The organism is Pseudomonas sp. St290, from assembly GCF_018325805.1.
In the GTDB taxonomy this organism is placed as follows: Bacteria; Pseudomonadota; Gammaproteobacteria; order Pseudomonadales; family Pseudomonadaceae; genus Aquipseudomonas; species Aquipseudomonas bijieensis.
In genome coordinates this window covers 3,480,388-3,495,978 of record NZ_AP014703.1, presented here as the reverse complement: position 1 = coordinate 3,495,978, position 15,591 = coordinate 3,480,388, and the positions used below count along the sequence as shown (strand labels likewise).

Sequence of the window (15,591 nt, the reverse complement as noted above, 5' to 3'; positions counted from 1 at the left end):
CAGTCTCATGGAACCAGCTTGCACCAGCCCTCACATTACATGGACGTGTCATGATCGAACCGCGATGCTTTTCGTTAAGCTCCACGCAGCAATCCGTCTGGCTCGACCAGTTGTTATCGCCCGATATCCCCTCCTACAACATCGGCGTCACGGTGCAGGTCCACGGTGCGGTGGACCTTACGGTATTTGCCGCTGCGGTGCGGGTGGTAATCGCTCAACACGATGCGTTGCGGCTGATCTTCAGCGAAAGCGACGGGCACGCGCAGCAGCGGGTAGCGACCGACCTGGAGGCGCCTTTCGCCTACCATGACTGGCGCGGCGAGCCCGAGGCACGCGCCAAGGCCCTGGCCACTATCACGCAACTGAATCGCACGCCGTTCGCACTTTATGAGCAACCGTTGTGGGGCATGGAATGGTTCCAGTTGTCCGCCACCGAGGCCCTGTGGAACAGCCGGTATCACCACCTGATCTGCGATGGCACTTCGGTGGGCCTGGTCGGCCAGGCCGTTAGTGCGGCCTACAATCAGTTGCTGCGTGGTGAACAACCGGTGCTGGACCCCGAACTGGCCGAAGGCTACCGAACCTTTGCGGCCAGGGACCAGGATTACCTGCGCTCGTCGCGCTACGACAAGGCCCGTGAATACTGGCTGGAGCAGTTCGCGGCGCTGCCGGAACCGTTGTTCCAGGCCGCCCGGTCGCCGAGCGTACAGCACCAGCCACAGCCCAATGCAACCGCTCATGTTGTCAGCGCCCAGGCGAACTGGTCACTGGGGGCACGGCGCCTGGATGCTCTGAGCCAGTTGGCAAAAGCTCAGGGCGCTACGCTGAGCCATTGTCTGAGCGCCTTACTGGCCGCTTACTTCAGCCGGATGACCGATCAACGGGAGCGCCTGGTCATCGGTCTGCCGGTGCATAACCGCGCCAATGCCTTGCAAAAACGTACCGTGGGCATGTTTTCTTCGGTGTTGCCATTGGCGGTCGCGGTCGATCCTCTCGCCAACTTTATCCAGACCGTGCAACAGGTCGCCGGCCAGACCCTGCGCAGCTATCGGCACCAACGCTATCCATTGCAAGCCTTGCATCGCGAGCTACGCGCGCGGGCCGGACATCCCGGCCACCTGTTTGAGCTGATGCTGTCGGTCGAGCAGTACCCCGGCGATGTCAACCTGGGGTCGGCGCGTTGTTCGCTGCGCACCTGGCACAGCGGCTACGAGCGTTATCCGCTGGCCATCTACCTGCGGGACTACGAGGCCCAAGCCGAACCGCTCCTGGAGTTCAACTACGACCTGCGGCTGTTCGACGCCGAGCAGATCGCCGCGCACCTGCGGCGGCTCGAACACTTGACCGAGCAGGTACTCGCCGACCCCACCCGGGCCCTGGCCGATTGGCCGTTGCTCGATGACACCGAACGGCATCAGGTCATTGAAAAACTCAACGCGACCGCCCGTGACTACCCCGTCAATGAGCCACTGCATATGTTGTTCGAGGCGCAGGTACAGCGTCGACCCGAGGCGACGGCGGTGTTGGATGGCGACCACTCGCTGAGCTATCGCCAGCTCGATCAGCGCGCTGAACGGTTGGCTCGCCACCTGGCGACAAGTGGCGTCGAAACCGGCAGCAAGGTCGCAGTGTGTATGGCTCGAGACACGTCGCTGATCGTGTCGATCCTGGCGATCTTGAAGCTCGGCGCGGCCTATGTGCCCATCGATCGAGACGCCCCGGCCGCCCATCAAGCCCGAGTGTTGATGGATTGCGGCACGGCTTGGCTGCTCAGCGCAGGTGACAGCCCAGCGCCGAAGGATGGCGTCCAGGTCATCGATGTCGAGGCCTTGAACGAAGATTCGACCGCTGGCCCAAGTCGTCTACTGACGAATAGCGCAGGCGACGTCGCCTACGTCATGTACACCTCTGGTTCTACTGGCGCGCCCAAGGGCGTGCAAGTACCCCACCGTGCGGTTACCCGGCTGGTACGCAACAACGGTTTCGCCGAGTTCAACGCCCAGGACCGGATTGCCCTGGCCGCCAACCCGGCGTTCGATGCCAGTACCCTGGAAATCTGGGGCGCATTGCTCAACGGCGGCTGCCTGGTGGTCTGCCCGCGCGACACCCTGCTCGACGCTGCGCGCTTCAATGAGCATCTGCTGCACCACGAAGTCAGCGTGCTGTGGCTCACCGCCGGGCTCTTTCATCAGTTCGCCGAACCCTTGGCCCCGGCGTTTCGCAACCTGCGCTACCTGATGGTCGGCGGCGATGTGCTCGACCCTCGGCGCATCGCCCAGGTGCTGCGCCATTCGCCGCCCCAACACCTGCTCAACGGCTACGGGCCGACCGAAAGCACCACCTTCGCCACCACCCACCGCATCACCCTTGAAGACGCCCTGAACGGCGATATCCCCATCGGCAAACCCATCGGCAACACCCAGGTCTACGTGCTCAATGAACAGCGCCGTCCGCTGCCCATTGGCGTTGCTGGCGAGCTGTACATCGGCGGTGACGGGTTGGCCCTGGGTTACTTGAACCAGCCGCAACTGAGCGAACAACGCTTCGTGCCCAACCCGTTCCAGCCGGGCTCGCGTCTGTATCGCACCGGCGACCTGGCTCGCTGGCGCGCCGACGGTGTGCTGATGTTCCTGGGGCGTAACGATTTCCAGGTCAAGATCCGTGGCTTTCGCATCGAACTGGGCGAGATCGAAGTGCAGCTCAAGGCCTTGCCCGAGGTGAGCGAAGCCGTGGTCATGGCCGATGCCCAGCAACGTTTGCTGGCCTATTTCACCGCCACCACGGCCCAGGAACCGAGCGAGTTGCGCGCGCGCCTGGCCGCCGTGCTGCCAGACTACATGCTGCCAGCAGCCTTCGTGCAAGTGGACAGTTTTGCCCTGACCGCCAACGGCAAGCTGGACCGTCGCGCCCTGCCCGAACCCGACGAAAATCATTTCGCCCAACAACGCTACGAAGCGCCGCAAGGGCCAGTGGAAACCCGCCTGGCCGAGCTTTGGGCCCAGGTCCTCGGCGTGCCGCGCGTGGGGCGCCAGGACAACTTCTTTGCCCTCGGTGGGCACTCGTTGATGGCGGTGCAATTGGTCGAACAATTACGCGTACAGGGCTGGAGCCTGGATGTCGGAACGTTGTTCAACGCCAGCAACTTGCTCAACCTGGCCCTGGCGCTGGAACACCCCGGCGAGCCCGTCGAGGCCGGCGAACCGGTAACAGCGTCCATCCCGCCGCACTGTGTCCGCATCACCCTAGAGCATGTGCCGCTGATGAACCTGCCCCAAGCGCAGATCGATCGCATCGTCGCCAGCGTCGACGGCGGCATCGCCAACGTGCAGGACATCTACCCCCTCGCGCCGTTGCAGGAAGGCCTGCTGTTCCAACACTTGCTGCAGCCCACGGACGATGCCTACCTGCTGCGAGCCACCCTCGCCTTCGATAGCCGCGAGCGCCTGCAGGGGTTCATCGCAGCGTTCGACCAAGTGATTGCCCGCCATGACATCCTGCGCAGCGGGGTGCTCTGGGAGGGCCTGGACGAGCCGGTGCAAGTGGTCTGGCGCACTGCCCGTCTGCCCGTGGTCCACCTCACCGATGGGGAAACCTTTGCCGAGCGTGCACTGGACATTCGTCGCGCGCCGTTGGCGCAGGCGTTCACGCGCTTCGACGCACCCCGGCAACAGTGGCAGTTGCAATTGGTCCACCACCACCTGGCCATCGACCATGCCACCCTGGGCCTGCTATTTGCCGAAGTCCGTGCCTTGATGCTCGATCCCGATCATCGGCTACCGCCTAGCGTGCCATTTCGCCCGTTCGTGGCCCAGGCCCGCGAGCCTCGGCGTCAAGCGAGTGCCGAGGCATATTTCCAGCGACTGCTTGGCGACGTTGACGAGCCGACCCTGCCCTATGGTCTGCACGATATCCAAGGCACGGGCCGTGACAATCGCGAGGCGCAGTGTCAGCTCGAACCGGCCTTGTCCCTGCGCTTGCGGCGCCTGGCCAAGACCCAAGGGGTGGGCGTCGCCAGCCTGTTCCACCTGGCCTGGGCGATGCTGGTCGGCAAGACCAGTGGCCGTGACGACGTCGTCTTCGGCACGGTGCTGTTCGGGCGTTTCACCGGGGGCCAGCAGGTCGATCGGGCCCTGGGCATGTTCATCAACACCCTGCCACTGCGCATCGACCTCGACACGCCGCTGCACACTGCGTTGCATCAGATCCATACACGGCTGATCGAATTACTCGCCCATGAACACGCGCCCCTGGCCCTGGCACAACGTTGCAGCGCCTTGCCGGCCCAGGCGCCGCTGTTCACGGCCCTGCTGAACTTCCGCCACAGCCAGGCCCAGCACTCGGCACGCCCGGAATTCAACCTGCCAGGCATCCAGGTGCTGGGCAGCGAGGAACGCAGCAACTACCCGTTCTGCCTGTCTGTCGATGACTTGGGCGACGGGTTTGCCCTGACCGCGCAAATCCAGCGTTCGGTCTGCGCCGAAGCGGTCCTGGCGCATATGGTCCAAGCCCTGTCGGTGGTTGCGCAGACCTTGGAAACGGCGCCGATGACCCTTGCCTGCACACTCGACAGCTTGCCCGCGAGACAACGCGAACAGGTGCTGGAAGGGTTCAACGCGACCCATCAGCCGCACCCACGCGAGACCATGCTGCAACAACCTTTCGAACAGCAGGCCGCGTTGCGCCCCGACGCCGTGGTCGCGTATGTTGCAACCGCAACCGCCGGTACCACGACGCTCACCTATGGCCAGCTCAACCGCCAGGCCAACCAACTGGCCCATGCCTTGCTGGCCTCCGGACTGCGCCCCGATGATCGGGTGGCGATCTGTCTGGAGCGCGGCCCGCACCTGCTGGTCGCCTTGCTGGCCATCTTGAAGGCCGGCGGCGCCTACGTGCCCCTGGACCCTACTTACCCGCCGGCACGCCTGCTGCACATGCTCGAAGACAGCGCGCCGCGCATGGTCCTGAGCAGCCAGTCACTTCGAGGTCGGCTACCGACCACGCCGACGACCGAGCGCTGGGAGCTGGACGACCCGGCGTTGCAAGCGCAGTTGTCCGCCTTGCCGATGGAAAATCCCGACGTCAACGGCCTGCACGCGGCGCACCTGGCCTATGTGATCTACACATCCGGCTCGACCGGACTGCCCAAGGGCGTGATGATCGAACACCGAAACGCCTGCAACCTGCTGCACTGGGCCCTGCGCAGCTTCGAGACGGATGAACTGCAACGCAGCCTGTTCGCCACCTCGATCAATTTCGACCTGGCGGTGTTCGAATGCTTTGTCCCCTTGGCCGCCGGCGCGGCCCTGCAACTGGTCGACAATGCCTTGGCCCTGGTTTCGCAGCCCAGCGCCGTATCGCTGATCAACAGCGTACCGTCGGCGGTCGAGGAGCTGCTCAGGATCGGCGCCATCCCCGGCGCGACCCGAGTCGTCAACCTGGCCGGCGAACCGCTCAAGGCGCGCCTGGTGGAACAACTGTTCGCCCAGAGCGCCACGCGTCGGGTTTGCAACCTCTACGGACCGACGGAAACCACCACCTACTCGACCTGGCTGTCGATGCGTCGCGAAGAAGGCTACGTAGCCGGCATCGGCCGACCGCTGGACAACACCCGCGTATACCTGCTCGATCGGCATCGCCAGCCGGTGCCGCTGGGGGTGGCCGGGGAAATCTACATAGGCGGCGCGGGCGTGGCGCGCGGCTACCTGAACCGGCCGGAGCTGAGCGCCGAGCGGTTTCTACCCGACCCTTTTGTCACCGCGCCCGACGCGCGCATGTACCGCACGGGTGATCTGGGGCGCTGGCGTGCCGATGGTCACTTGGAATACCTGGGGCGTAACGATTTCCAGGTCAAGGTACGCGGCTTTCGCATCGAACTGGGTGAGATCGAAGCCCAATTGCTCGGCATGCCGGGCCTGCGCGAAGCGGTGGTATTGGCCCAACCCGGCCCTTCCGGCGACTCGCGCCTGGTCGCCTACCTGGTGCCCCATGACCCCGCCAGCCCTGCCCCGGATCTGGCCGAAGTCCGCGCTCATCTGGAAAGCCGTTTGCCGGACTACATGCTGCCCAGCGCATGTGTCGTCCTGACTCACCTGCCACTGACACCCAACGGCAAACTCGATCGCCAAGCTTTGCCAGCGCCTGCCGCAGCATCCTCTGGCCACGCCAAACAGGCGCCACGCGGGGACACCGAACGGCGCCTGGCAGCGATCTGGACGCAGATACTCGGTGAACCGGACATCGGTCGCGAGGATGACTTCTTCAGCCTCGGCGGGCACTCGTTGTTGGCGGTACAACTGCTCGAACAACTGCGGCGCAACGGCTGGGACCTGGACATCCGCAGCATTTTCGAACGTCCGACCCTCGCCACCTTGGCCCAGCGCCTGGAGACACTCGGCACTGGCGCCGCGCCTGAAGCCAGTGTCACGCGCATTCCTACCCCTTGCTCACGGATCACCCCGCCGATGCTCGACCTGGTCGAGTTGCCCCAGGCCCAGATCGACCTGATCGCGGCCCGGGTCCCCGGTGGTGCCGCCAACATCCAGGATATCTATCCGCTGGGCCCTTTGCAGGAAGGCATGCTCTATCACCATCGCGCGCAAAGCGCCGGGGATCGCTACGTGTTGCGCAGCCTGTTGGCGTTTACCGACGAGGCATACCTGCAAGGCTTTTGCGCCGCATTGGAGCAGGTCATCGCCCGGCATGACGCCTTGCGTACCCTGGTGCTCTGGGAAGACTTGGACGAACCCCTGCAAGTGGTCTTGCGCCAGGTGGCCTTCGTGCCTCGTCGTCTGTTGTTCAGTAGTGACGACGTCGCCGGGCAATTGCAGGCCAGCGCCGATCCCCGCCATTACCGGCTCGACTTGTGCCAGGCACCGCTGATCGAGGCGCGGGTGGCGTTCGATGCCGTCCATGAGCGCTGGTTGCTGTTGCTGCTGCATCATCACGTAGTGGTGGATCACACCTCGCTGGAGCTGATGATCGAGGAGATCGCCTTGATCGAAGGCGCCCGCCAGGCGGACTTGCCGCCACCCACCAGCACCCGCGGCTTGGTGGCCCAGGCGCGACAGGCGCACGTCGTGGCGGCTGCGCGGACATTTTTCAGCGAACAGTTGGGCGACCTGGAGGAACCCACCCTGCCCTTTGCCATCGACCTGGAAACCGATCCGCGCTGGCAGGCCCTGGAACACCGGCAAGCGCTGCCAGCCGAACTGGCGCGGCGCTTGCGTCAACAGGCCAGCGCCCACGGGGTGAGCGCGGCCAGTGTCTGTCACTTGGCCTGGGCGTTGGTCTTGAGTCACCTCAGCGGGCGCGATGACGTGGTCTTCGGCACGGTCCTGTTCGGGCGCCTGCAGGCCGGAGCCCACGCGGACCGGACCGTGGGGCTGTTCATCAACACCTTGCCGTTGCGCGTGCGCCTGGATGACGGTGTGCAGGTAGTGCTGGCCCGGGTGCAGCATGCGTTGAACGGTTTGCTGAGCCACGAGCAGACCCCGCTGGCCTTGGCCCAGCGTTGCAGCGCCATGCCGGCGGGCACCGCGCTGTTCAGCGCGTTGTTCAATTACCGCTACAGCCATGCCGAGCAGGCGAACCTGCGCCAGGCCATGCCGGGAATGAGCTTGTTGCACAGCGAAGAGCGCACCCACTATCCGTTCAACCTGGCGGTGGACGACCTGGGCGAAGGTTTCCAACTGACCGCCCAGACCCACCCCGGACACGCCCCGGCCCGGCTCGTCGGGTTCATGCAACAAGCCTTGGTTGCGTTGGTGGAAGCGCTGGAGCAAGCCGGCGATACCTCCGTGCTGCAATTGTGCGTGCTGCCTGACGAAGAAAAGGCGCAATTGGACCGCCTCAACCCACCGCTCGCCGCGCAGGCCCCCGACGCGACCTTGCAACAACGCTTTGCCGAACAGGCCGCGCGCAGCCCGGACGCCCTGGCGGTCATCGACGAACACCAGGCCCTGAGCTTTCGTCAGCTCAACCAACAGGCCAATCGCCTGGCCCATCATCTGCTCGCGATGGGTATACAGCGCGGCCAGCGCATCGCGGTCTGCCTGGAACGCGAGGCCCATCTGGCGATCGCCCTGCTGGCCGTGTGGAAAGCCGGTTGCGCCTATGTACCGCTGGATCCGGACTACCCGGTGACACGCCTGGCTTACATGCTCAGCGACAGCGCTCCGGCCGCCCTGCTTACCCAGGAACACCTGCGCGACCGGCTACCGTCTTTCGACGGCAGACCGTTGCTCAGCCTCGATGCACAATCGCAAGGGCTCGCGGCCTGGCAACAGGCCTGCGCAGACAACCCCGATGGCGCCGCGCTGGGTCAGCAACCCAGCGACCTGGCCTACCTGATCTACACCTCCGGTTCCACCGGACAGCCCAAAGGCGTCATGGTCGAACACCGCTCGGTGCTCAACCTCTGGGCCGGGTTGCGCCAACGCCTGGACGATCTGCCGCCCGGCACACGCTGCTCACTCAACGCCTCGGTCGCCTTCGATGCCTCGGTGCAGCAGCTCTGCCAATGGCTGAGTGGCCACTGCCTGGTGCTGGTCCCCAAACGTGTGCGCCTGGATGCCGGCGCCTTGCTCGGCTACCTGAGCGCCCAGCAGGTCACTGTATTCGATTGCACCCCAAGCCAGATGCAGGCCTTGCTCAAGCACCGACAAACGCTGGCATCGGCCGTACCGTTGCCGCGGCGCATCCTGCTCGGCGGCGAAGCAGTGCCCAGCGAGTTGTGGACGCAGTTGGCCAGCGAGCACGAGGTACGGGTGTTGAACGTCTACGGCCCCACCGAATGCACGGTCGACACCACCAGCGCCTGGCTCGATCACCATTCGCAGCCAAGCCTCGGCCAGCCGCTGCCCAATACCCAGGTGCAGGTGCTCGATGGCCATGGCCGACGCGCGCCGTTGGGGGTGGCAGGGGAAATTCATATTGGTGGCTATGGCGTGGCCCGTGGTTACTGGCAACGCGAGGACCTGACCCGCGAGCGCTTCATTGTCGACCCGTTTACCCGCCAGCCGGGCGCGCGGCTCTATCGCACCGGCGACCTCGGACGCTGGGAGCTGGACGGCAGCCTCAGCTACTTGGGGCGCACGGACTTTCAAGTGAAGATCCATGGGCACCGCATCGAGCTGGGTGAAATCGAAAGCCACCTACTGGCGCTGCCCGGCGTGCGCCAGGCCGTGGTGGTGGGGCGCGCCGACCGCCATGGCCTGACGCGCCTGGTCGCCTACCTTCAGGGCTCGGCCCTGCCAACCCCGAGCCAGGCACGCACCACCCTCGGTGAACGCTTGCCCGATTACATGCTGCCTAGCGCGTATGTGCGCCTGGACAGCCTGCCGCTGACCGCCAACGGCAAGCTCGACCGCAACGCCCTGCCTGAACCTGACGCCCAGGCCTACGTGCAAACGCACTATGAAGCCCCCCAAGGCGAGGTGGAGATCACCCTGGCGGCGCTCTGGTGCGAGCTGCTGAATGTCGAGCGGGTCGGTCGCCACGACAATTTCTTCGCCCTGGGCGGTCACTCGTTGATCGCCATGAGTCTGGTCGAACGCATGCGCCAACACCGCTTGCGGGTGGATATCAGCCAACTGTTCACCGCCCCGACCCTGGCAGGTCTGGCCGCGGCCACTACCCCTTTGAAGGAGATGCTCCTGTGACTGCGGCTCAACTGCTGGCTCTGCTCAAACAACGTGGCGTGACCCTGTCATTGCGTGGCGATCAATTATCGGTGGTGGCCGACGACCAGGTCCTGGCCGACCAGGAGCTGATCGCGCTGCTGCGCAGCCACAAACCGGCACTGATCGAAGCCTTGCGCCAACCTGTCGCGCTACCGCCCCTCGAGAGCGGATTGCCCAAGGGAACCACGCACATTACCCCGGCGATGTTCGACCTCTGCCAACTGGACGAAGCCCAGCTCGCCAGCATCGTCGCCGGCGTACCAGGCGGCGCCGCCAATATCCAGGACATCTACCCACTGGTGCCCTTGCAAGCGGGCATTCTCTTTCATCACTTGCTCCAACAGCGCGGCGACACCTATCTGCTCAACGTGCTGCTGGCCTTCGACGACGAGCCATGTTTGCGGCGCTTCATGGACGCGCTCAACCAAGCCATCGCCCGCCATGACATCCTGCGCACCGCCTTGGCTTGGGAAGGCCTCGATGAACCGGTGCAGGTGGTCTGGCGCCAGGCGCCGCTGGCGCTGGAGTTGATCAACCCCGCCCAGGCCGATGTCGAGGCTGCATTGCGCGCCCACGCCGATCCACGGCAGCAGCGCCTGGACCTGCGCCAGGCGCCCTTGATGCGCGCGGTGGCCGCCGAGGACCCACACGCCGGCCGCTGGCTGTTGCAACTGTTGCACCACCACGCGGTGATGGACCACACCTCGCTGGAACGGCTGGTTCGGGAGGTCGCGGCGATCCAGCAAGGTCGGCTGGCCGAACTGCAGCCACCACAGCCGTTCCGCGATTTCGTGCTGCGCGCTCGCCAGGGGCTGAGCGAAGCGCAACATGCCGCGTTCTTCACCGAACTGCTGGGCGATATCGATGAACCCACCGCACCGTGCGGGCTGCTCGACGTACGCGGCGATGGCAGCCAGGTCCAGACCCTGGAGGCACCGCTGGCGATCGATCTGAGTCGCCGGATTCGTCTGCTCGCACGCAACCTCGGCGTCAGCAGCGCCAGTCTGTTGCACCTGGCCTGGGCCCTGGTCCTGGGCAAGACCAGCGGCCGCGACGACGTGGTGTTCGGCACGGTGATGTTCGGTCGTTTGCTCGGCGCCGGCGAAGCCGCGACCGCCATGGGGCTGTTCATCAATACCCTGCCATTGCGGGTGCGCCTGGCGGTGCCGGTGGAACAGGCGCTGCGCGACACCCACGCGCTGCTCAGTCGGTTGATTGCCCATGAGCACGCGCCCCTCGGCCTGGCCCAGCGTTGCAGTGCCTTGCCCAGTGGCACGCCGCTGTTCTCGGCGTTGCTCAACTACCGGCATAGCGCCGCCACCGAGCACGCCCCAGTGCTGGCCGGCATGCGCGTACTGGGTGGCGAGGAACGCACCAACTACCCCTTCAATTTGTCGGTGGACGATCTGGGTGAAGGTTTTTCGCTGAGCCTGCAAATCGACGCCCAGGTCGGTGCCGAACCGGTGCTCGACTGGCTCAACACAGCGCTGCAGAACCTGCTGGAGGCCCTCGAACGGCATCCACAGACCCTGGCGTGCCAACTTTCGGTGTTGCCTGGTGCGCAACAGGAACGGCTGTTACGCACCTTCAACGCCACCACCCGCGCCCTTCCTGGCCCGGGCTTGCTGCACCTGGCACTGGAGCAACAGGCCGAGCGGCAACCACAAGCCATCGCCGCACGTTTCGAGGCCGCCGATGGCTCGAGTCCGCTGACCTATGGGCAGCTCAATGCCCAGGCCAACCGGTTGGCGCACCGTCTATTGCAGGCCGGGGTCGAGCCCGACAGCCGTGTCGCGATCTGTCTGGAACGCGGCCCGCACTTGCTGATCGCCCTGCTCGGGATTCTCAAGGCCGGCGCCGCCTATGTGCCGTTGGATCCGGCGTATCCTCGGGAACGTTTGCTGCACATGCTCGAAGACAGCGCGCCGCGGGCACTGTTGACACTTCGCGCCCTGCAATCCAGCGTTCCAGCGCCCAGCGGTTGCGAGCTGCTGTGCCTGGACGACCCCCATACCCAGGCCAGCCTGGCCGAACTCCCCAGCGACAACCCCGACCCAGCTAGCCTGGGCCTGACCAGCGCGCACCTGGCCTACGTGATCTACACCTCAGGGTCCACGGGCACACCCAAGGGCGTGATGATCGAGCACCGCAACGCCTGCAACTTGCTGAACTGGGCGCTGCACGCATTCGACGCGGTCAGCCTGCGGGACAGCCTGTTTGCCACTTCGATCAACTTCGACCTGGCGGTGTTCGAGTATTTCGTCCCTCTGGCCGCTGGCGCGACCTTGCACGTGGCCCGCAATGCCCTGGCCTTGCTCGACTGCCCGGTGCCGGTGACGTTGATCAACAGCGTGCCTTCGGCGCTTGACGCGCTGGTCGGTGCCCAGGCGATCCCGGCCTCGACGCGTGTGGTCAACCTGGCTGGCGAGCCCCTCAAGCAAAGCCTGGTCGAGCAAGTGTTCGCCCACAGCGCGGTGCAGCGCCTGTGCAACCTCTACGGTCCCTCGGAAACCACCACGTATTCGACCTGGGTGTCGATGAGCCGCGAGCAGGGTTTCGTGCCCGGTATCGGACGGCCGCTGGACAACACCCACGTGTACATCCTCGATGCCCATCGACAGTTGGTACCGCTGGGCGTGGTCGGGGAGCTCTATATCGGCGGCGCCGGGGTCGCCCGTGGCTACCTGAATCGGCCAGCACTGAGCGCAGAGCGTTTTCTGGAGGACCCGTTCGCCACCCAGCCCGGCGCGAGGATGTACCGCACCGGAGACCTGGGCCGCTGGACCGCCGAGGGTCAGCTTCTCTATCTGGGGCGCAACGACTTCCAGGTCAAGGTGCGTGGCTATCGCATCGAACTGGGGGAAATCGAAGCGGCCCTGGGCCGGGTGTCGGGCGTGCAGCACGCCGTGGTGATCGCTCGGGAAAATGTGGCCGGGGACCCACGCCTGGTGGCGTACTGGGTGGCCCAGCCAGGCGTGTCGGTGTCCGAGGTACAACTGCGCGACGTCCTGGCCTCTGGCCTGCCGGAGTACATGCAGCCCAGCGCTTACGTCGCCTTGTCGGCCTTGCCGCTGACGCCCAATGGCAAGCTTGATCGCAGCGCCCTGCCCGCGCCCGAGCATGGCGCGACCGGGGGGCACTTCGAACCGCCCCAAGGCCCACTGGAAATCCAGTTGGCGGCCATTTGGAGCCGTTTGTTGGGGTTGCCACGGGTCGGTCGGGACGAGCATTTTTTCCAAGCCGGCGGCCATTCGTTGCTGGCAGTGCAGTTGATTTCCCAACTGCGTCAGCAACTGCGGATCGAGCTACCGCTGGCCTGCGTGTTCGACCAGCCAACCCTGCAGCGTCAGGCCCAGGCTATCGAAGCCTTGGCCGCGTCCGGACAATACGGTGCGGCGCCCATCCCGGCCGTTGCGCGGCCCGCACGGCTGCCGCTGTCGTTTGCCCAACAGCGCTTGTGGTTTATCGCCCACCTGGATGCCCAGGCCAGCGCCGCCTACCACATGGCCGGTGGTCTGCATTTGCGCGGAGCGTTACACGAATCGGCATTGCGCGCTGCACTGTCGCGCATCGTTGAGCGGCATGAAGCCTTGCGCACCCGTTTCGTGTCCGAAGGTGGTGAACCGGTCCAGGTCATCGCCCCACCGCAGGCCTTCGTCATGCCCAACGAAGACCTGCGCGGCCAGCCACAGGCGATATTCCAGGCCCGCTGCGCCGCCGAAGCACAGGCGCCATTCGATCTGGCGCGCGGCCCGTTGATTCGCGCGCGCCTGTTGCGCCTGGCCGACCAGGAGCACGTCCTGCTGGTCACCTTGCACCACATCGTCGGCGATGCCTGGTCGCTGGGGGTACTCACCCGCGAACTGACCGAACTGTACCGGGCCTTTGTCCTGGACCAGGCCGACCCGCTGCCGCCGCTGGCCATCCAGTACGCCGACTACGCCCTGTGGCAACGCTCACCGCGCCAGGCGCAACGAATCGCCGAACAACTGGCTTACTGGCGCACCCAGCTCGAAGACGCCCCGCCACTGTTGAAGCTGACCTTGGACCGGCCACGTCCGGCGCGCCAGGATTTCACCGGTGCCAGCCTGGAAGTCAGCATCGACACGGGTCTGGTCCAGTCCATCAAACAGCTGAGCGACCGGCACGGCAGCACCTTGTTCATGACCGTCCTGGCCGCCTGGTCGATCGTGCTGGCGCGGTTGTCCGGGCAGAATGACCTGGTGATCGGCTCGGTGCTGGCGAACCGGACCCGTGTCGAAGTCGAGCCGCTGATCGGCTTTTTCGTCAACACCCAAGCGTTGCGTATACGGCTCGACGAGGTCAGCCAGGTTGCGCAACTGCTCGCCCAGGTGCGACGCACCGCGCTGGACGCCCAGGCCCATCAGGAAGTCGCCTTCGAGCATTTGGTCGAGGCCTTGAATCCAAGCCGTTCGCTGGCCCACAGCCCGATCTTCCAGGTCATGTTCGCCTGGCAGAACGCTCCGCAACCGAGCCTGGCGCTGGGCGCCCTGGAATTGACGCCGCTGAGCACCGACGAAGACAGCGCCAAATTCGACCTGACCCTGAACCTGCACGAACGCGACGGCGTGATTGGCGGTCGGTTGACCTATGCTACGGCGCTGTTCGAGGCCAGCACCGTGCAGCGGCATTGGCAGGCCCTGTGCGCCACGTTGCAGGCCATGGTCGACGATGACCAGCAACCCCTCGATGGGCTGTCGATTCTCGGCGCAGCCGAGCGCGAACACGTGCTGCATGCCTTCAATGCCAGCGCCCTCGATTACCCGTCAAGCGAGTCGCTACACACGTTATTCGAGGCCCAGGTACAGCGCCGCCCCGAGGCGACGGCGGTGCAGGATGGCGACCACTCGCTAAGCTATCGTCAGCTCGACCATTACGCCGAACAACTGGCGAACTGGCTGGCCGAACACGGCGTGCGACCGGGTGATCGGGTGGCCCTGCGCCTGGACCGTGGCCCGCGTCTGGTCGCGACAATCCTGGCGATTCTGAAAAACGGCGCAGCCTATGTGCCCATCGACACGGCCACCCCACTGGAGCGGCAACGTACCCTACTGCACGATTGCGGCAGTGCCTGGTTGCTCACCGACGAACCGCCCTCGAGCGTGCTCGACCCGACGGTCCGACACCTGGCCTTGGCAGCCTGGGAAAACACCCTGGCCCAGGGCTCTCTCGCCACGCCGCGCCAGCATCCCTCGGTGTCTGCCGAAGCGACCGCCTACATCATGTATACCTCCGGCTCCACTGGCGCGCCCAAGGGTGTGCAAGTCCCCCACCGTGCGGTTACCCGGCTGGTACGCAACAACGGTTTCGCCGAGTTCAACGCCCAGGACCGGATTGCCCTGGCCGCCAACCCGGCGTTCGATGCCAGCACCCTGGAAATCTGGGGCGCATTGCTCAACGGCGGCTGCCTGGTGGTCTGCCCACGCGATACCCTGCTCGACGTTGCGCGTTTCAATGAGCATCTGCTGCACCATGAAGTCAGCGTGCTGTGGCTCACCGCCGGGCTCTTTCATCAGTTTGCCGAACCCTTGGCCCCGGCATTTCGCAACCTGCGCTACCTGATGGTCGGCGGCGATGTGCTCGACCCTCGGCGCATCGCCCAGGTGCTGCGCCACTCGCCGCCCCAACATCTGCTCAACGGCTACGGGCCGACCGAAAGCACCACCTTCGCCACCACCCACCGCATCACCCTAGAAGACGCCCTGAACGGCGATATTCCGATTGGCAAACCCATCGGCAACACCCAGGTCTACGTACTCGACGAACAGCGCCGTCCGCTACCCATTGGCGTCGCTGGCGAGCTGTACATCGGCGGCGACGGGTTGGCCCTGGGTTACTTGAACCAGCCGCAACTGAGCGAACAACGCTTCGTGCCCAACCCGTTCCAGCC

At 65.3% G+C, this 15,591-nt stretch carries 2 protein-coding genes (1 of these 2 only partly in view); both read left to right on the top strand.

Features of this window, described 5'->3' with window-relative positions; all coding sequences use genetic code 11:
- The first annotated feature begins 50 nt into the window (after positions 1-50).
- Complete coding sequence (locus tag PBDP_RS15270; protein WP_212800866.1) at positions 51-9,659, top strand: non-ribosomal peptide synthetase; 9,609 nt, start codon at positions 51-53, stop codon at positions 9,657-9,659.
- A protein-coding gene (locus tag PBDP_RS15265) for a non-ribosomal peptide synthase/polyketide synthase (RefSeq protein WP_212800865.1) crosses the window boundary here: on the top strand, positions 9,656-15,591 show its beginning. It continues 11,869 nt past the right edge of the window; the window shows 5,936 of its 17,805 coding nt (coding positions 1-5,936); its start codon is at positions 9,656-9,658; its stop codon lies beyond the right edge, outside the window. Before PBDP_RS15270 ends, PBDP_RS15265 begins: the two co-directional genes overlap by 4 nt.